This window comes from Rubrivirga sp. (assembly GCF_965213695.1).
GTDB lineage: Bacteria > Bacteroidota > Rhodothermia > Rhodothermales > Rubricoccaceae > Rubrivirga.
In genome coordinates, this window is record NZ_OZ243912.1 from 1,594,872 (window position 1) to 1,613,751 (window position 18,880).

Below are 18,880 nucleotides of genomic sequence, written 5' to 3' on the forward strand. Positions count from 1 at the left end.
GGACGGATCGGGACGCACGAGTCGTATCGTTCGGGTGGTCTTCGTCCGGCACCCACGCCCATGCCCTCGCCTACCGACGACGAGATCCGCCAGCGGTACGGGCTCCCGCCCGGCACCCGGATCGTCCGCTCACGCGGGCCGGTCGGCGAGCGCGTCCGGCTCGACCCCGACTCGTTCCACTACCGCGTGATCGAGTCTGAGCTCGTGTGGGCCGCGTGGGACCGCCCGGTCGCCGTGGCCGGCCAGACGGCCCGGCTTACGGTCCAGGGCGTGGCCGTCGGCGAGGGCGCCCCGGTCCGTGCCGACGTCACCGACGCCCGGGGCCGGCGCGTCGCGCGTGCCGAGGCGCTGATGTACCGCGACGCGGTCGTCGTCGACGTCCCGATCCCGCGCCAAACCGAGGGCGTCGCCGTCGCGGTCGCCCGGATCGATGACCTGGGCCTTGAGGTGACGAGTGGCCCGCTCGTCGTCCTCCCGTGGATCGAGCTGTCGCCACGGTGGGAGCGCGACGGCCGACCGGCCGAGGTGGCAACCCCAGACGAGCCGGTCACCCTCGTGGTCGGCGTCGACGCCCGGCGGGATCTGCTCCCGAAGCTGGAGGGCGCGGCAGTCCGCCTGGCCGTCCGCGTCGGCGAGCTGTCCGAGCCCGTCGTCGAGCTCCGGGGCGTCGTCCGCGACCGCGAGGTCCGCGTCGACTGGCGGGCGGTGCTCCCGGGCGCCCGCCTCGACATCGCTCGGCAAGCGCTGCTCGACCGGGCCGCCGACCGGGCGGGCGCTCCACGGGGCGAGCCGCCCTACCGCTACGAGCGCCCGGCGCTCTCGTTCGCGGCTGACCTCCACGGCGTCGTGGCCGTCTCGCCGCCGCTCCCGGTGGCCGAGCCCGTGACACTCTCCGTCGTCAACCTCGCCGCAGGCGGCGGGCCCGCGGCCGGCCGCGAGGTGACTCTCGAATGGCCCGACGGCTCCACCGAGACCCAGTCGCTCGACGCCCACGGCCGGCTCGCGCTCGACGACGTCCTCCCGGGCCCGGTCGAGGTCGCGCTCCAGCCCGCCGACGGCGAGCCCGCCGAGGAGCCGTCGCCCCCGCCCGACGATGCCGACGCAGTCCTCGACGTGCCGGTCCAGCCCGGCCGGGGCTACGCCGCCTTGGTTCCGACCGGTCAGCACACACATCTTCGGTTGCTTCCTTTCATCCTGTCGCCGTGACGATACCTTCGCGCAGCATCAAAACTGTGTACGAATCGCGTCCCTGTATGCGATCCTCGCATATGCCTGTCTGTGTTGCATCGCCGCAATGGACGTGACTGCTGGATGTCACTTCCATCGCGTCGTGCTGTAAGCCACCAAGCCCTTGTCTGGAGCAACTCCATCCCCATTTCCTCGTCAGTGAGAACGTCAGCGGGAATGCTCCGGCACGGGGCCTGTGTCCACAGGCCGTGCGGCGGCGCTGGCTGGCCGGTGCCGGTTGCGCAGACGGTATACGTCCGCCTGCTCCGCCCCTCCAGCGAGGGTCGCTAGTCTTATGTTGAGCCGAGACGTGCCGTCTTCGATCAGACCCTCAACCAGCGCGTCCTGTCTCATCATGGCCGCCACCGTTACCGCCGCGTCAGCGCTCCCGAGGACGCTCCGGCGGCGTCCACGTGCCGCCGGAGCCCTGCTCGGCTTTGCCCTGCTCGGCGTGGCCCTCGCGGCGTGCCGGCCTGAGGCGTCCGCTGAGTCCGCGTCGGCGGCGGAAGTGCCTGCCAAAGCCGCACTCGCCGCGCCGCGTGCTCAGGCGGCGTCCCAAGACGAACTGGACTGTCCCCGCATGGAGATCTTCGGGGATGAGCCTGACCCCGCCGCCCAAGAAGCCCTGCCCCTCGGGCTCTACCTCCGGCTACCCGACCAGCCCAACGCCCCCCTCTACTCCCTCCGCCCCCTCCTCGAGCGCGTCGGCGACGTCAGCTGGCTCGACACTGCCGAGCCGGACGACTGGCAGATCCTTGCCATGGACTACGCCGTCGCCATCACGCCTGGGTACCGCCTCGATGGTGCCTGTGACCGCATCGCCCTAATGAACGTGCTGGAGGGTCGGACCGCCGAGGTGTTCCCAATCCCCTATGAGGCGGGACCTGCTCTCTTGCTTGTCGACTCCGTCGGCCAAGCGCAGGGCTCGCTCCTCCCAATGGGCGCGGAGGCGCCCCATTCGGAGCGCCCCCCTGTTCCCGCGCCGGGAGGACCAGGTCGTGTGCGCTTCGACGCGGCAACGGCGACGCTAGATACCGAGTTGGGAGCGCTCGACCTCCGTGCCGTGTTTCCGTACGGGCGGTGGCACGCCCGCCCTCCACGCGTGCGGTACAAGGGGTCCGACCTGGTCATTTGGAACGTCTGCGACCCGTACGACCGGGCTTCCGACTTCTGCGGGCTACAGCTCGATTCGAGCGGGGAGCGCCCCCTGGCCGACGTGCCTGGTCCGATCTATTCCGTGTTTGCCGTGACGCTCGTGCCAGAGGCGCGCTCGGTGCGGGTGGAGCCGTTCGATCCAGGAGTCTCACCGAGCGGAGGGGTCTCAGCGGGCGGACTCGACCTCTCGCCACTGCCGCCGGGGCGGCCGACGTCCTACCCTCTCGCGCGCTGATCTACCGAGGTTGAGCTATGGAAGGCCGCCTGCTTAAAATCCACTCGCTGTCGCAGGGCAATGGTGCCAGTGTCATCACAGAGAGGGAGTCTCAGAAGTGGTGTGGCCGGACCAGCTCGGCCATGGTCTATAACTACTACGTGGCCGTCGGCGGGCAAGACGAGAGCCACTACGTCGTCAATGACCAGGACCGAGGAGACCTCTTCTATCCTGGGGGCAGGAGGACCTATGCGGCCGGTTACGTGCTCATGCAGGGGCTGCAGGAGATCAAGCCAGGCTGGGAGCGGCGGGATCTCGTCTCTGGCTCGCTCCGCAGCGAGTTGTTGTCGCGCCGGCACGATGTGGCTCCCAGTCAAGCCGAGATAGATGCTGCTTTTAGCGATGTCGTAGAGTCGCTTCGCGTCAACAACCCTATCGTCCTCTACGCGGGGCTGTCCCTCAACCTCAGTCTCCCGAGGCACATCGTCGTCGTCTCCGGCTACAGGATTGAGGGCGACGGGAGCCTCTGGCTTCACATCGATGACCCCGCTAGGGCCAACCGACGGGGTGACCTCGACAAAGTCGAGTTGGTGGGCGAAGACAATATTGAGGTCGTAACCGAAGGAGTGTGGAACTCGACGGGCGCCACGTATTGGATCCGGGCCGCTCGGCTCCTCCAAACCAACGAGCACACGAAGCGTCTCGATCTCGTGGGTGACCACGCCGACAGTCCTGGCCTAGAGGTGTTCATTAACCTCAACCCCACGCCAGACTCGCCGTTTGCTGTTGATCTCGGCAACGGCTACGCGCGTGGTGGGGCGAACGCATCGCTCCCCCTCGACCTCGGCGACGGGCTCGCGCTCGCGGCCGACGCCGTCGAGGCTGCCTACGCCCACGTCGAGACGGGCGGACGGGGCGGGTGGTACCCCGTCGGCGACAACACGATCTGGCACGGCGGCGTCCACCTCCGCCCGGACCCCGACGACCCCGCCGCGCCTCGGACGGTCCACGCCTGCCTCCCGGGCCGCGTGGTGGCCGCCCGGCTCGGGGCCGGCGACGCGGCCGAGGGACCGTTCGGGAGCCGGAACTTCGTCCTCGTCCGCCACGAGGCCCCCGCTCCTCCCGACGCCGAGGACGGCGCCTCCTCCGCTGGCGACACGCCTTCGCCAGCCGCCGAGCCGCCGCCGTTCTACTCGCTCTACATGCACCTCGCCCCGCTCGCCGACGACCGCTCGGGGCCAGCGCAAGCGGGAGCCTCCACAGAAACGCTGCGGACGACGACGAGGGTGAACTATCGCTCGGCTCCCGCCATGGACGCCTCTCTCGTCGTGGGGACGGCCCCGCGCCAGACCCGAGTCGAGCGGCTTCCCGAAGCGGCCCAGGCTGCTCGCAACACGGACGCCTTCGCGTGGTCGCGGGTCCACCTAGCGGAGGGAGCGGTCGAGGCGTACGTGACGACCGACCCCCAATACGTCGAGCGGGCAGGGCCGGCGCCGGTCACGGTCGAGGCGGTGAGTTGGCTCCAGAAAGTCAGCCCCGAGACGTTCGAGACCACGACGGGCCTCAACTACCGCTCGGCCCCGGTCGTCCGCGACGAGACCTGGCTGGGAACGGCAGAGAAAGGGACGCGCGTCGAGCCGCTTTCCGACGCGCCCCAGGCCGCACTCGAAACGGGCCACTTCCGCTGGGCTCGGATCCACCTTTCCTCTGGTCCGGTCGAGGCGTTCATCTCGACGAACTCGCAGTACGTCCGGAGCACGCGCACTTCCGAGCTGGACACCGATCTGCTCGACCGGCTGGCGACGGGCGAGGTCGTCGCGGTCGACCGGGAGGTGGGGGCCGGCGACGTCTTGTGGACGGTCGGCACGCACGGCCTGCGGTCGCTCCCGGACGACCCGCTGCCGGAGACCCTCCACTGGGAGATGATCTCGGAGTCCAACCTGGTGGCCGACCTGTGCCGGCCCGTCGAGCCGGACGTCTCCGGCGACGGGCAGGCCGGCTCGCCTCCGACTTCTCGCGTCTCGCCCCCGCTCAGCAGCCGGACGGTGCTGGTCCGCCGAGCCGAGGGGCCGTCGACGGTCGAGGCCGGGCAGCCCGCGACGTTCCGCGCCGCCGACTTCAACGTGTCCCCGACGCCGGACGAGCGCGCCCGGGTCAACTGGGAGGTCCGGGCCGGCGACGCGGTCGTGGCGACGTTCCGGAGCGCCGGTGACCGGCTGGTCTACACGCCGCCCGTGGCGCTGGCGGGCGAGACGATCGAGGTCCGCCCGTTCGCCCGGTCGTCGACGGCCCAGGTGTCGGTCCGCACGCGCGTCGAGGCGCCGCCGCCGTGGTGGGCCGCCGAGGACCCCGACGCCGACTTTCAAACTGACGCGGCCGAAGTGCTCGGCCTGTTCGAGCGGCTCGACACGACCATCCTGGGCACCGACCTGTTCGCCGAGCGCGTCGTGGTGGCCGTCGAGGCCCGACGCGAGGGGGCGACGCCCGCCCGCCCGTCGCTCGAGCGCGACACCGCGGGGGCCGACCCGGCCGGCCACCTCGCCCACGACGAACTGGCGACGTTCTACACCGCCGACGTCGGCGGTCGGGCGACGCGCCTGCGCCACGCCGCGTGCCGGTTCGTGAGCGAGTGGGGCGTTTCCGACGTGCCGGCCGCCGTCGCGGCGCTGGGCGTCGGGGCGCCCGAGGCGACGGCGAAGGCGGTCGAGCGTCACCAGTGGTGGGCCGAGGCGGTCGCGGCCGGCGCCGGCCTCCCGGCTGAGCCGCGGCTGTGGCACTACCACCCGCTGAGCCTGCTCGTCCACATCGCGGGCTCCCTGGCCGAAACGGAATCCCCGGACGCTGATGGGGGCGGAGACCAGACTGTGGTGTGGGGGCAGCGCGTAAGCCCGGAGTTCAAGAGCCGCGTGCTCCAGATGTCCGATACACTCCAGATCGATGCTGACTACCTCATGGCGATCATGGCCTTCGAGTCGGCCGAGACGTTCAGCCCGTCCATCTGGAATCAAGCGGGCAGCCGGGCCGTCGGCCTCATCCAGTTCATGGATGGGGCGGCGTCGGAGCCGGACCTGAATACGACGCTGGAGGCACTTGAGGCGATGACGGCCGTTGAGCAGCTCGACTACGTGGAACGATACTTCCGCATGAGGCAACGCCAGTTCGGCAAGATCACGACGTTGTCGGACGTCTACATGGCGGTCCTCCGACCAGCGAACATCGGCGACCCCGAGTCGGCTGTCCTGTTTCGCGCTGGGACCACGGCCTATCGGCAGAACGATGGTCTCGACTCCGATGGCAACGGCGAGATCACGAAAGCTGAGTGCGCGGCGAAGGTGCAGGAGAAGTTGGAGCGTGGCGAGCGATTTCGAGGGTAGCCATGCGCGTCGTCGCTCCACTCCTCGCGCTCTCTCTCCTCGCCGGGTGCCAGGCCAACGGCAGACCCGAGGCCACCCGCCCGTTCCCCGACGCGGGCGTCTCTACGCAGGCCAGCGACGATTCGGTCGAATGGACGCTCCGCCTCGTCGAGGCCACTATCCATCCGGTCCTCGTCACGTCGATCGCGGTCTCCGATGGGCGTCTCGGTGCCGTCGACGACAGGCAGGACGCTTGGGTCGTGGAGTCGGGGCAGTGGCGCCGTATCGACCTGCCCGCGCTCTCGACTTGGGTCACCTCTGCATCAGCCGATCGCCTCGTCTTCGGGACGACGGATGGCCACGCCTGCGTCTGGCGTTCGGAGACGGAACGAGCTGGATGCGCGCGGCTTCCTTTTCCTGACCCCGCCGCCCGCGTCCGAGTCGTCGGAGACACCGCGCTCGTTTCGTCGCCGAGCGGGTACGCTCTCGTCGACGTCGAGACCGCCTCGGTGATAGCGTCGGTTCGAACGGAACTCTCGTTCGGGTCGATGACGCTGACGGACGCCCCCGGCCTCATCCGGGCAACGAACGATGCCGGCCTCACCGTGGAGTGGTCGATACGCGACGGCCGCGTCACGCGCGTCGATGGGGTCCCAGCCTTGACAGCGATGAGCACGGTGCTGTGGGGCGCGCGCGGCGCGAGGTTCATCGTCGCTGAGGGGCGCGTCGCCGTCCTCTCCACCTACACGTACGGCCGCGAGGTTCCGGACGCGGAGTGGGAGGGGCAGGCGGCCCTCCTCGACGGATCGGGAGACCTCAACGTTGTCGCTGCCGTTTCCGGATCCGAGGAAAAGGTGCTCCTCTACGACGGGGACCTCCGCGTCCGGGCGTCCCTGCCCCTGCGGTCCTCGGAGGAGGAGCCGCAGGTCACGGCGCTCGACCTGTCGGAGGACGGCCGCCTCCTCGCCGTGGCCTACCGTGACGGTACCGTAGGTCTGTACGAGATCAGGAGGCACGCGGAGAAGAGCCCCTTCCCATGATCCGACTCCTGGCGCTGGCGTTCGTCCTCCTGGCCTCGACCGGAGCGTCCGGCTGTGGTGCACAGCGGCCCGCCGAACGCGCGGGGAGGCCGGCTCAGAGGGGGAACGAGGCTGCGCCGACTCCGCCGTGGGAGGTCGAACAGGACGGAGAGAGAATCGTCCTGATGTCTCCGGAGGGAGGGCGGTCGGTCCTGGTCGAGGCGCCAGCCAACGCCCTCCACGTGAGACGTGTCGCTGACGACCTCGTCGAGGTCCGCATCTCGTGCGGGAGCCCGTGCAGCGCGTCGCTCTACGTCTCGACCCAGACAGGCCGAGCGTCCGAGATGTTCTCTGACGTGCTCGCCGTCGACTCAACGCGCGAGCGAGTGGCCGTCCCAACGCCGGGCGGCGTGGCCGTGTACGGACTCTGGGAGGGCGCCCAGCCCCTCACCGACGTGTCGCTCTCGCTCTCGCCGACGGCCGCCCCAGTCTCGGCATTCGTCCGCGCCGCGTTCCTCGACGATGGGTCCCTCCGCGTCGTCCACCTCCGTGGGTCGGAGTTCGAGGAGGCCACGGCCGTCGTCCCCGTCCCTTCAGAGTCCCGGTAGCCGGCGCGGGCGTTCCTTCGGCGATGGACAAAGCGCGACCGCGCCGCTCGCAGAGCTCGTGTGGATCCAGGAGAACGTCGGGGGGTGTATGCTCCAGACAGAGCTCCGCCTTGGCTCGCGGAGGCCGTCGATGATGCCTACTTTGCGGCACATGCCCCCACACCTATGGCCGTCACTGTACGCGCAGACACGTCCCACCTCCAGTTCGCCGTCGCGGACCTGCCTGAGGACACGTTCCAGGTGACCCGGTTCGCCGGGCGCGAGGCCGTCTCCGAGCCGTTCCGGTTCGAGCTCGACCTGGTTTCGGACCAGGCCGACGTCGACCTCGCGGCCGTCCTGGGCGCCCAGGCTACGTTCACCCGGATGCGCGCGATCGGCGACCCGGTCCCCGTCCACGGCGTCGTCGCCGCGATCCACCAGGCGGGCCGCTCGGCGGACCGGTTCCGCTACCGGGCCGTGCTGGTGCCGCGGCTGTGGCGGTTGGGGCTGGGCCAGCAGAGCCGCGTGTTCCAGGACGTCGGGCTGGCGGACCTGGCGCGGGCCGTCCTCCGGGACGCCGGGCTGGCCGAGGCCGACGTCGAGATCTCGCTGGCGGAGCCGCCGCCACAGCGCGAGTACGTCGTCCAGTACAACGAGAGCGACCTCGCCTTCCTCAGCCGCCAGCTCGAGCACGCCGGGGCGTGGTACGTCTTCCGCCACGACGAGGCCGGCCGCGACCGGCTCGTCATCGCCGACGACCGGGGGGCGTTCGCGCCCATCGCCGAGCCGGCCGTGCCCTACCGCGAGGGGGCCGGGTTCGGGCGCGACGACGCCGAGGCCATCGAGCGGCTGTCGGTCCGCGAGCAGCTCGGCGTCGACGCCGTCCGCGTGCGGGACTACAACTACCGGACGCCCGAGACCGGGCTCGAGGCCGAGGCGCCCGTCGGCGAGGGGGGCGACGGCGTGCGCGAGGCCTACGCCTGGGGCGACCACCACAAGGACCCCGAGGAGGGCCGGCGGCTGGCGCGCGTCCGCGCTGAGGAGGTGGCCTCGCGGCGGCGCGTCCTCGCCGGCTCTGGCGACTGCGCCGGCTTCCGCGCCGGTCGGACGTTCACGCTCACCGACCACTACCGGGCCGACCTCGACGGCGACTACCTCCTGGTCGAGGTGCTCCACGCCGGCGCCCAGACGGGCGCGCTCGGCGCGAGTGCGGCCGTCGACGGGTTCGCCAGCGACGGCGGGCTCCTCGCCGAGCTCGGCCCGCTCGTCGAGCCCGACGCCGGCGGCGACGGGGCCCCGGCCACGACCTACGTCAACCGATTTACGGCGCTACCCGCCGCGGCCCCGTTCCGGCCCGAGCGGCGGACGCCGCGGCCCCGCGTCGGCGGCGTCATGACGGCGCGCGTCGAGACGGCCGGCGGCCCGTACGCCTTCTTGGACGAGGACGGCCGCTACCGCGCGCGGATGCCGTTCGACCGCTCGGCCGAGCCCGAGGGCGCCGCGACCCGGCCGATCCGGATGGCCCAGCCGTACTCGGGCCCGGGCTACGGGATCCACTTCCCCAACCACGCCGGGACGGAACTGGTGTTCGCGTGCGTCGACGGCGACCCCGACCGGCCCCTCGCGCTCGGGACGGTCCCGAACCCCAGCCAGCACTCGCCGGCCGTCGCCGAGAACCGGATGCAGAACGTGGTCCGCACGTTCGCCGGCTCCGAGTTAGTGATGGACGACACCCAGAACGCCGCGTTCGTCCGCCTCGCGAGCCCCGACCAGAACGCGGTCCTCCTCGACGACGACAAGAACCGCGTGCTCGTCTCGACGACGGGCAAGCACACGGTCACGCTCGACGACGACAACCGGCGCTTGGAGGCCCGCTCGTCCGGCGGCCACCTGGTCGTGCTCGACGACGAGAACCGGAAGGCGACGTTGCAGAGCACGGCCGGCCACTTCGTCTCCATCGACGACGCGGGCCAGACGATCACGGTCGCCGACGCCTCGGGCGCCCACACGGTCACGATCGACGCCGGCGCCGGCACGATCGCGCTCGACACGTCGGGCTCGATCACGATGAAGGCGGGCGGGGCCGTCGACGTCCAGTGCGCCACGTTCACGGTCGCCGCCAGCGGCAGCGCGTCCGTCGACGCGGGCGGGACGATGGACCTCGCGGCCGGCGGCGCGCTCACGGCCAAGGGGGCGACGGTCACGAGCCAGGCCTCGGGCTCGCACACGACCAAGGGCGCGAGCGTGACGAGCCAGGCCGCCGGGGCCCAGACCGTCAAGGGTGCCATGACGACCGTCGAGGGGAGCGTGACGACGGTCAAAGGCGGACTCGTCAAGATCAACTAGTCATGCGCGACCGCTTGGGACACGGCTCGCGGCTGGGCGCGTCGCGCCCGGCGCCGACTGCCCGGCGGGCCCCCGCGCCCCCGCCGACGACGCCGTACCGCGCCGACGCCTTCTCGCTCGCGCTCCCGCCGGGCTGGTCCGACGCGACGACGCACACGATCGCCGGCCCGGTCGCCGACGGCCGGGCCCACCACGTCACCGTCGTCACGGTGCCCCACGACGGCCAGTCGCTCGCGGCGCTCGCCGACGCCCAGGTCCGGGCGGCCCTCGACGCGCTGCCCGGCGCGGCCGTCCTGGTCCGCGACGCCGTCGCGCTCGACGACGGGTCGCCGGCCGAGCGCGCCGTGCTCCGGTGGTCGCCGGTGGCCGGCGACGTGCTCTACCAGCAGCAGGTGGTGGCCGTCGTCGGCGACCGGGCCCTCACGCTGTCCGCGTCGTTCTCGGCCCGGACGCGCCGTCTGCTCGGGCCCGAGGTCCACCGGCTCATGCTGAGCCTGGCCGCCCCGGCGGCCGGCGCGGACCGCTCGGCGCCGGGCCGGCCCGTCCCGATCCGCCGCCTGGGCCGCTGAGTACCTTTCCCCGCCCCCACCCCGCGCACTCATGAGCCAGCCCGCTGCTCGCCTCGGCGACCCGACGGCCCACGGCGGCGCCGTGACGTCGGGGAACCCGACCGTCCTCATCGGCGGCCAGCCCGCCGCGACGATGGGCGACCTCCACGTGTGCCCGCTGTGCTCGCCCGGCCCCCACGTCGGCGGGCCGGTCGTGGTCGGGGCCCCGACCGTCTTGATCGGCGGGCGCCCGGCGGCCCGGATGGGCGACCAATGCGTGTGCGCGGCCCCGGCCCCCGACGTCATCGCCGGGGGGTGCCCGACGGTCCTGATCGGGTCGGCCGGGGGCGGGGGGTCGGCGGGGGCCACGGCGGCGGTGGCCTCGGCGGCGGGGGCGGCGCTGCGTCCGGGGACGCCGGGGACGGGGGCGACGGCCCGTCCGCTGAGCCCGTGGGTCGGGGTCGGGTACGCCGACGGGGCCGGTCGCCCGGTGGCCGGGTGGGCGTACCACGCCGGGGGGGGCGGCGACGCGCGGGACGGCCAGCTCGGGACCGGTGGGCAGGTGTGGTGCGACGGGCTGGCGGAGTCAGGGTCGGTCGAGGTCGGCCTCGTGGGGGTGTACGGGTGCCGGTGGGAGCGGGACGAGGCGCGGGTGGGGGAGGCCGTGGGGATGTCGGCGCGGTGCGTGGGGGTCGCGGACGGGGCGCTCGCGCACTTCGAGGTGTGGCGGGAGGCGGTGGCGGCGTCGGGCGGCGTCGAGCGGTCGAAGGTGGCCGAGGTCATGGGCGAGGTGGCCGGCGGGCGCGTCGAGGGCGCGACCCCATTCGTGCTCTCGTGGCCGACCGGAGACGACCTGCAGGAGCAGGTGGTCCTTCAGGTTGCCCCCGATGGCGAGGACCCGCCTCCGTACGACGCCGGCTCCCTTTCTAGATCCTCTGTCGCCGGGGACGCCGAGATGGGACGGCCCTCTCGGTACGTGTTCCGAGTGTCGGTGGGGGGGGTGCACGGGGCGGTGAGCCCGTCGATTCGCTTCCTCGACCGGGCCGACGTCACGCTGCGGGACGACTCCGATGAGCCGATGGCCTCAGCGACCGTCCGTGTCGTGATGTCGGACGGCCAGGTCCAGACGTTCACCTCCAACGCGGAGGGCGTCGTCCAAATCATCGATGTGGACCCCGGCCGTTGTTCGATCGTGTCCATCGAGCCCCATACGGTATGAGCACCACGGCGCTCCCCGTTGCCTCGGCGCTCTACAGCGGCGCACCGATCTCCGTCCGGACGGGACGGAACACCGTCGTTTCGGTCCGAACCGGGCTCTACGGGACCGTCCGGATCTGGGCGCCCGACGTGTCGGACCTTCCCGACGTGTTCGTCCTCGTCGGAGAAGACGCTGCAGGTGGAGAGGTATACCGTTCCGAGAAGCCCGTTAGTGCCGCGACGCAGACGCTGCGCCAGCTCAAGCGGAGTCCCTCTGCCGACACAGCGGCGTCGGAGACCGATGGGGAGGGGGAGACAGCGGGCACGTCGGGCGGGCTGTGGGACCTCGCCTTTCCGGTGCCTCCCGGTGAGGAAGCCGTGCTCCAAGGCTCCGGCGACGTCCGCTTCCGCCTCCTGCACCGTCCCGGCCAGACCGAGCGCGGCGAACGCGAGGTGGCGTCCGGAATGGCGTTCTCACACGTCTTCGTGTACGGCGGCGCCGACGGCCTCGCCCCACTAGGCCTCGACGGGAAACACGTCGCGGGCTTCGTGGCGACGCGGTTCTTCCACGGCGACCGGCTGGCGTTCCCCGATGTCGAAGGTGCCGAGCGGGGGTTCACCCTCCGCCAACCATCCGTCCTGGCGGACGCGCCAGACCCCCTCCGCGCGCCGTCGACGGAGGCCGCCCATCCCGTGCTCTCCCGCGAGCACGTCTGGTCGCTGGGGATGTCCAGCCCCTCGTACGACCCCAACGAAGCCGCGGCAGCCTCTCAGGGCGCAGGCATCCTCCCCACAGAAGCCGTCGTGGAGCCTTCGGAAGGGCCCTCTGCGGCTACCGGGAGCCCGGAGGAGCTGCCGCCGACGCTCGCGGACCGCACCCTCTGGGTCGCTTTGCTCGCGGGCACGTACGACGCACCGGCCGAGGACGCGGAGGAGCCAGACGTGGAGCCCCAGCGCCTCGGCGTGTGGGAGGTCGGGACGGACGGGACGTACCGGTTCGCCTCGTACCCTGAGTCCGGGGGGGAAGCTGCGGCCGAGACTGTGAGCTACGCGCGGCCCGAAGCGCACGGCCCGGCGACCCGGTTCGTGCTTCTAGACACGTCGGTGGTGGCCAAGTCGCGTGGCCGGGCGGCCTACGCGCATACGTTCTACGGCGGCCTCCCAGCGGCCTGCCTCGACCGCTCGGCGGCGACGCTCGCCGGGGACCCGCTCGTCCGGGTCGCATTCGGATCGGAGGGCGACCTGTACCAGAAGGCCGCGTCGAGCGCACGGTGGGACGGGTCCGCCCACTGCTGGAAGGTGTACCTCCCCGACGCCGTCCGCCTGACGAGCCGGATGAGCGGGCTCGCGCGAGAGGCCGTCGCACATCACGAGCGGTGGTGGGAAGCGAGCTCGGCGGCGCGCTTCAGCGCCGGCCTCACCGCGGCGGCGTGCTACCGACCGGAGCACCGGCGGACGTACCTCGAGGAGGCGCTCTATGCGAAGACGGAGGTGACGCCCACCTATCACCCGCAGTCGTACGGCATCCGGGTGAGCCCGACCCGGGACCCCGCGTACAACATGGAGAGGGCGTGGGACGGGTTCGACGCCGAGGTGGCAGGCCGGCCTCTCGCGGACGCCGGCTTCGAGCACGGCGACACGCTCGTGTGGCACGCGGCCTACGGGCTCCGCCAGCAAGAGGCCTACCTCACCCACCGCGCCCGCGTCGCCGGCCGGCGGCTAGAGGCGTGGCTGGACCGTCCCCTCCTTGCCGACCTCGTGCGGAACGCGGCCGTCGCGCGCGCGCTCGGGGAGACGGCGTGGGCCGAGGAGATCGGCGGCGTGGTGGCGGAGGGTCTCGGGTCGATGTGTAGCGCGGGGGCCGGGGGCGCGCTCGCCTACAAGCTCTACCAAGCGGCCGGCGTGCTCGGCACCGCCCAGGGACTCGCCATCGAGCAGGCCGAGCAGATCACGGACCCGCTCGAAGAGGCCCGCGCGTGGGAGTGGAGCCAGTTCCTGGACGCGCCGGCTTTCAAGAACCTCTGGACCGTCGTGACCAAAGGGTCCGACGGAGCGAAGGCCATCCTCGAATCACTCGGGCCGGTCCTTCGGGTCGTACGCTCGTCCGCCACCCGAACCCGTCGCGTATCGCTTACTGGAAAGGAGGCTGCTGCGCTCGCGGCGGTGTTCGAATGGAAGCTCTCCAAAGCCCACGACAGCGGGCAGGTCCAGATCTTCAGGACGGACGGCCAGATGCCGAACCGGGTGACGATGGGGGGGACCACCGTCACCGAGGTAGGTACCGATATCGTTGGGATTCGCACGCAGCGACGGATGCGAGGGAACCGCCAGGTGCGCTGGCGGCTCGACTACACCCGGACGACTACGATCACGGGACGTACGACAGTAGAGGTGGACGTCTGGGCGCCGGCCCGGACGGCCGCCGGGCGGGTCGGAGTATTGATCTCCGCGCTGGACGTGGTGATCAACGCCGAGTCCGTCGCCCGGGCCATGAGCGAAGGCAAGCTCGGGATTGGGGAGGCGGTCGCGGCCGGGCAGGCCATTGTCGGAGCAGCGGGGGTCTACGAGAGCGTCGGTCGCGGGCGACTGCTCAGCGTGGCGAAAGCCTTGGGACGGGCGGCCCCTTTCCTCGAAGGCGCGACGGCCACCGTCGGAGTGGCCCAGGGCATCAACGACACCGACGTCTCGGGCGTTCAGGACGAAGCGGACGTCGATGAGGCGATGATCACCTCGGCATTGATCAGCGGCGCGGGCGGGGCCATGCTGATGGTCGGGTCGGCCGGAGGGAGTGCCGCAATGGGCGTCGCCGCCGCCCCCGCCGTCGTCATCGGGCTGGGGCTGATCGGCGTCGGGCTGGCCGTGGGGTGGATCGCCGACTGGTTCGAGACTCAGGAGCGAAAGGACGCCGACCCGCTCTTCGCGTGGCTCCCGGCGGGCTCCGTCTGGGGCGAACGCTACACGAACGCCGTGCGGCGCGAGGAGCTGATGGCCCTGGCCCGCCCCGGCTGGGACGGGCGCGCGGCGACCGTGATGGCCGGACCGGTCCTGACCGAGACGGAGACGTTCGTCAAGACGGCGTTCACGTTCCCGGTCACGGTCCGGCCGCGCCTCGACCGGGGGCAGGTGACGGGGCTCACGTTCCAGATCGACCCCCACTTCGTCCCGACCGCCGGGACCCTCGCGCTCAGCGCATCGGTCCAGGCCCAATCGGCGGCCGGAACCAACGTCGGGCGCCCTGTCTCGGTCCGATGCGCGCTCCACTACGTCCGGGCTGACCGCGGCTTTCGCTACAGAGCGGTCACCGAGGGCGACTCGCTCCCACTCGCCAACGATGGTGACCTCCTCGCTCAGGCCCGTCGTGAGCGGTGGGCCCCGAGCCGCGAGGCCGAGGTGACGGTCCGGCACCCCGACGGCACGACGCGCCAGGCCGAGCACGCGGTGCTGTCCGTCCACGTCGGCACGGGGGTCCGGCTCCTCCCGCCCGACCTCGTCGACCCGCTCCTGGGCCCGGCCGGCCGGGCGATGGGCCGGGGGAGCCTGGTCGGGACCGTCCTCCACAGCGCGGCGGCGGGCAACGCCCGCGAGGACTTGGAGGAGCGGGGGCTCGTGTGGCCGTCGTCGGTGGCCGCGGCCGAGGGCGACCTCGGGGCGGCGCTGGCCGGCGGGCGGTTCGAGGTGACCGGGTTCGCCGCGTTCGATCCGAGCCACCCGTTCGACCCCGACGCGAAGATCCCGGAGACCCAACCCACGATGGACGACCTCGTCAGAGTTGAGGACTTCCTATACCGCTATCCCGAGGACGCCTGATGGTCCGTCTCCTCCTCTTGCTCACCGTCGCCGCTTGCGGGAGCCCGACTCAGTCCTCCGGCTCCGAATCGGTGACCGGAGCGGGAGCGACTTCCAGCGTCGAGTACCGGGTCGAACTCGACATCGCCGATGTCGCCGGCCGGTGGCGCGTGACGGTCAACGGGTTCCCCGTGTGGGACCGGACGGCATTCGCGAGCCGGTCAACGGCCAACTGGGTGGACCCCAGCCTCAGTGTCGCCCTCGTCTCGGGCGAGAACGTTGTCCGGGCCGAGGTCTGGCCTTGGGTCGGCGGGGGAGCGGCTGGCCCCGTAGTCGGTCCGACGTCGCTTCGGGGTCGGGTGGTCCGAGTCCCGGGGGGGGCGGTAGAAGGGGGCGCTTTCGACGCCGACTCAGCCCGAGTGTCGTGGGTCGCAGCTCTTGAGGCCCGTTGGCCTGGGTGGGGACCTTCGGCACTCGACTCGGCCCGTGCGTGGGTGGAGGCGAACCCGCTCGTGGCCGAGGCCGTGTTTGTCCGTCCGGGCGGGCGGTCGCCGGCCGACGGGGCCCCGTCGTTCGACGCCGTGTTCCGGGAGGCCCCGGTCATCGCCGGGACCCCGGCCGACTCGGCCCGGCTCCGGGCCTACGCCGTCCGGCTCCGCGACCTCCTCGACGGCGCCGACGCCGAGGGCATCTACCGCGAGATCGGCCCGGCCATCAACGACTCGGTCGGGACGTACCAGGTGACGGCCGAGGGGACCCGGGAGCGGGACCTCGACGACATCCGCCGGGAGTGGACTCGGTTCCGAACCGACTTCGACGAGCCCGACGTCGGGCTCCGGTCGTGGGCGGGCGGGCGGGTGTGGGAGCTGTACCGGGACGACGAGGTGGCCGGGGCGTTGGGGAAGCGGGCGCTCCTGCTGAGGGGGGACGACCGGATCGAGACGTGGCTCCGGCTCTACGTCGGGGAGGTCGGCGGGGAGCTCCGCGTCGTCCGGATCACGCCGTGAGCGGCGGGCCCCGAGCCGCGAGGCCGAGGTGACGGTCCGGCACCCCGACGGCACGACGCGCCAGGCCGAGCACGCGGTGCTGTCCGTCCACGTCGGCACGGGGGTCCGGCTCCTTCTGCTGGCGGGTTCGATGTAACCCGACCTCTCCGCGCCGCTCGCGTTCGGGACAGCCTGATGCTGAGCCTGCCCTCAGCGACCTCGTGAGGGTCGAGGGCCCACCCACCCTCAGCAAACGATCAGGGACACAACGGCGCAACCGGGCGTAGGGTTAGAGATCGCTGGCCCCGGTCCTATGTTGGGGTCCCCACCACCGACGCCATGCTCCCGCTCGACCTCGACGCCAACGTCGCCCCGTTCTCGTTCGTCGCCGCCGGCCTCGGGCCCGGCGTGTTCGAGGTCACCCGGTTCGCCGCCCGCGAGGCGCTCTCCGAGCCCTACGCCGTCGACCTCGACCTGGCCTCGGAAGATCCCGACATCGACTTTGCCGCCGTGCTCGGCCAGCCGGCCACGCTCGTCCGGTTCCGGGGGCTCGACCCCGTGCCGACCCACGGGATCGTGACGGCGATGGACGTGGGCGCGCGCTCGGCCGACCGGACCGTCTACCACGTCCGGTTGGAGCCGGCCCTGTTCCGGCTCGGGCTGGCGGTCCAGAGCCGCGTGTTCCAAGACGCGACCGTCGTCGACGTGGCCCGGGACCTGCTCGACGAGCACGGGCTCACCGGCTCGGCCGTCCGGTTCGACATCGAGCGGTCGTACCCCCGGCGCGAGTACGTCGTCCAGTACGAGGAGACCGACCTAGCCTTTTTCCGCCGGCTCCTGGAGCGCGAGGGGATCTGGTTCCAGTTCGAGCACCCCGAGGACGGCGCTCGCGAGACGCTCGTCGTCACCGACCGGCGGGGGGCGTTCACGCCCATCGGGCCGGGCCCGTCGGGGGCACCGGCCGTCGTCTACCGCGAGGGGTCGGGGATGGTCCGGGACCGGGCCGAGTCGGTGACCGACGTCCGCGTCCACGAGCACGTGGTGCCGGGGACGGTCGTGCTCAAGGACTACAACTACCGGACGCCCGACACGGAGCTCCTGGCCGAGGCCCCGGTCGAGGGCGGAGGCGACCAGGAGGTCTACCTGTTCGGGGAGCACTTCAAGGACCTGGCCGAGGGCCAGCGCCTGGCCCAGACCCGGGCCGACGAGATCGCCTGCCGACGCCGGATCGTCCGGGGCGCCTCCGACGTGGCCGGGTTCGTGCCCGGCCGGACGTTCGTCCTCGAGAACCACTACCGGGCCGACCTCAACGCCGAGTACCTCGTCGTCGCCGTCGAGCACGAGGGGGTCGTGGCGCCCGACGCCGATGCCGGCGGCGACGGGGCGCCCCAGCCGCCGCGCTACGCGAACACGTTCCAGGCGATCCCCGCCAAAGCCCCGTTCCGCCCGGCCCGGACGACAAAGATCCCCCGCGCGCCCGGCCTGATGACGGGCCGCGTCGAGTCGGGCGGGGGCGAGTACGCCTACCTCGACGAGGAGGGCCGCTACCGGGCCCGGCTCGGGCTCGACCGGTCGGACAAGCCGGAGTCCCAGGCGTCGAAGCCGGTCCGGATGGCCCAGCCGTACTCGGGCTCGGGCTACGGGCTCCACTTCCCGAACCACGCCGGGACCGAGGTCGTGCTCGGCTTCGCGAACGGCGACGTCGACCGGCCGATGGCGCTCGGGACGGTCCCGAACCCGAGTCAGGCCTCGCCGGCCACCGCGGCCAACCGCTCCCAGAACGTCATCAAGACGATGGGCGGCAACGGGCTCACGATGGACGACATGCGGGGCGACGAGCACGTCACGCTCAACGCCACCAAGGACCACACGCAGCAGGTCGCCAACCACCAGAACGTCAACGTCGGGTCGAACCAGTCGATCTCGGTCGGTGGCGGCCGGTCGAAGTCGGTCGGCGGCGACCAGTCCGAGACGGTCAGCGGGAGCAAGACGATCACCGTCGAGGGCTCCCACACGGAGTCCATCACGGGCGACGCGACGGTCTCGGTGACCGGCAACGAGACCCGGTCGACGACGGGCAACCAGGGCGTCTCGGTCGAGGGCAACGCCGAGAGCGTCGTCCAGGGGACGGTCTCGGCGACGGTCGTCGGCGCGGTCACGGAGACGTTCGCGGCCGGCCAGACGACGTCCGTCAAAGGCGCCGTGACGCTTCGGGCGACCGGCATCGTCAAGATCCAGACCGGGGAGTCGTCGATCACGCTCACCCCGGGCGGGACCATCACGATCTCGGGCAAGAACGTCGTCGTCAACGCCGAGACGAAGGTCGACATCGGGGCCGGCTCCACGGCCGTCCTCAACGCGCCGACGGTCGACATCAACTGAGACCGGCCGACGGGGGCCGCGGCGGGGTCTCCTCAAGAGACCATCAGCCAACCGGGCTCCCTTCCGGTCACGAGATCCGC

Annotated in this window: 11 protein-coding genes and 1 pseudogene; 11 read left to right on the plus strand and 1 reads right to left on the minus strand. The window is 72.0% G+C overall.

Annotated features, from left to right (window positions below; all coding sequences use genetic code 11):
- Nucleotides 1–60: 60 nt before the first annotated feature.
- Nucleotides 61–1,206, plus strand: a complete 1,146-nt coding sequence (locus ACOOHE_RS06990; protein ID WP_420457089.1) for a hypothetical protein — start codon at nucleotides 61–63, stop codon at nucleotides 1,204–1,206.
- Nucleotides 1,207–1,582: 376 nt separating this feature from the next.
- The gene (locus ACOOHE_RS06995; protein ID WP_420457090.1) at nucleotides 1,583–2,617 is read left to right on the plus strand and encodes a hypothetical protein; all 1,035 of its coding nucleotides are present in this window, start codon (nucleotides 1,583–1,585) and stop codon (nucleotides 2,615–2,617) included.
- Here the strand turns inward: ACOOHE_RS06995 and ACOOHE_RS07000 are convergent.
- Nucleotides 2,599–3,318, minus strand: a complete 720-nt coding sequence (locus tag ACOOHE_RS07000) for a hypothetical protein (RefSeq protein WP_420457091.1) — start codon at nucleotides 3,316–3,318, stop codon at nucleotides 2,599–2,601. The two genes, ACOOHE_RS06995 and ACOOHE_RS07000, sit on opposite strands and share 19 nt — an antisense overlap.
- A 21-nt stretch (nucleotides 3,319–3,339) precedes the next feature.
- Between ACOOHE_RS07000 and ACOOHE_RS07005 the strand changes: the two genes are divergently transcribed.
- The 9 genes and pseudogenes from ACOOHE_RS07005 to ACOOHE_RS07045 all read left to right on the plus strand — a co-directional run bounded on the left by ACOOHE_RS07005 (nucleotide 3,340) and on the right by ACOOHE_RS07045 (nucleotide 18,800).
- Nucleotides 3,340–5,970 carry a hypothetical protein gene (locus ACOOHE_RS07005; protein ID WP_420457092.1) on the plus strand — a complete coding sequence of 877 codons (2,631 nt, stop codon included), beginning with the start codon at nucleotides 3,340–3,342 and terminating at the stop codon, nucleotides 5,968–5,970.
- Between the two features lie 2 nt (nucleotides 5,971–5,972).
- Complete coding sequence (locus ACOOHE_RS07010; protein WP_420457093.1) at nucleotides 5,973–6,989, plus strand: hypothetical protein; 1,017 nt, start codon at nucleotides 5,973–5,975, stop codon at nucleotides 6,987–6,989.
- Between the two features lie 221 nt (nucleotides 6,990–7,210).
- A complete protein-coding gene (locus ACOOHE_RS07015) occupies nucleotides 7,211–7,576 on the plus strand; it encodes a hypothetical protein (RefSeq protein ID WP_420457094.1) in 366 nt (121 codons plus the stop codon).
- A 165-nt stretch (nucleotides 7,577–7,741) separates the two neighbouring features.
- The gene (locus ACOOHE_RS07020) at nucleotides 7,742–9,901 is read left to right on the plus strand and encodes a type VI secretion system Vgr family protein (RefSeq protein ID WP_420457095.1); all 2,160 of its coding nucleotides are present in this window, start codon (nucleotides 7,742–7,744) and stop codon (nucleotides 9,899–9,901) included.
- 2 nt (nucleotides 9,902–9,903) lie between these two features.
- Nucleotides 9,904–10,470, plus strand: coding sequence for a DcrB-related protein (locus tag ACOOHE_RS07025; protein WP_420457096.1), 567 nt, complete (start codon nucleotides 9,904–9,906; stop codon nucleotides 10,468–10,470).
- 31 nt (nucleotides 10,471–10,501) lie between these two features.
- Nucleotides 10,502–10,786, plus strand: a pseudogene (locus tag ACOOHE_RS07030) (PAAR domain-containing protein); the annotation flags it as partial.
- 878 nt (nucleotides 10,787–11,664) lie between these two features.
- A complete protein-coding gene (locus ACOOHE_RS07035) occupies nucleotides 11,665–15,453 on the plus strand; it encodes a hypothetical protein (protein ID WP_420457097.1) in 3,789 nt (1,262 codons plus the stop codon).
- Nucleotides 15,454–15,926: 473 nt separating this feature from the next.
- Nucleotides 15,927–16,439, plus strand: a complete 513-nt coding sequence (locus tag ACOOHE_RS07040; protein ID WP_420457098.1) for a hypothetical protein — start codon at nucleotides 15,927–15,929, stop codon at nucleotides 16,437–16,439.
- Nucleotides 16,440–16,757: 318 nt separating this feature from the next.
- The gene (locus ACOOHE_RS07045) at nucleotides 16,758–18,800 is read left to right on the plus strand and encodes a type VI secretion system Vgr family protein (protein ID WP_420457099.1); all 2,043 of its coding nucleotides are present in this window, start codon (nucleotides 16,758–16,760) and stop codon (nucleotides 18,798–18,800) included.
- Nucleotides 18,801–18,880: the final 80 nt, after the last annotated feature.

Excerpts from the sequence above, each read along its gene's own strand:
- ACOOHE_RS06990 (WP_420457089.1), top strand. The coding sequence starts at position 61 with ATGCCCTCGCCTACCGACGACGAGATCCGCCAGCGGTACGGGCTCCCG.
- ACOOHE_RS06995 (WP_420457090.1), top strand. The coding sequence starts at position 1,583 with ATGGCCGCCACCGTTACCGCCGCGTCAGCGCTCCCGAGGACGCTCCGG.
- ACOOHE_RS07010 (WP_420457093.1), top strand. The coding sequence starts at position 5,973 with ATGCGCGTCGTCGCTCCACTCCTCGCGCTCTCTCTCCTCGCCGGGTGC.
- ACOOHE_RS07020 (WP_420457095.1), top strand. The coding sequence starts at position 7,742 with ATGGCCGTCACTGTACGCGCAGACACGTCCCACCTCCAGTTCGCCGTC.
- ACOOHE_RS07025 (WP_420457096.1), top strand. The coding sequence starts at position 9,904 with ATGCGCGACCGCTTGGGACACGGCTCGCGGCTGGGCGCGTCGCGCCCG.
- ACOOHE_RS07035 (WP_420457097.1), top strand. The coding sequence starts at position 11,665 with ATGAGCACCACGGCGCTCCCCGTTGCCTCGGCGCTCTACAGCGGCGCA.
- ACOOHE_RS07045 (WP_420457099.1), top strand. The coding sequence starts at position 16,758 with ATGCTCCCGCTCGACCTCGACGCCAACGTCGCCCCGTTCTCGTTCGTC.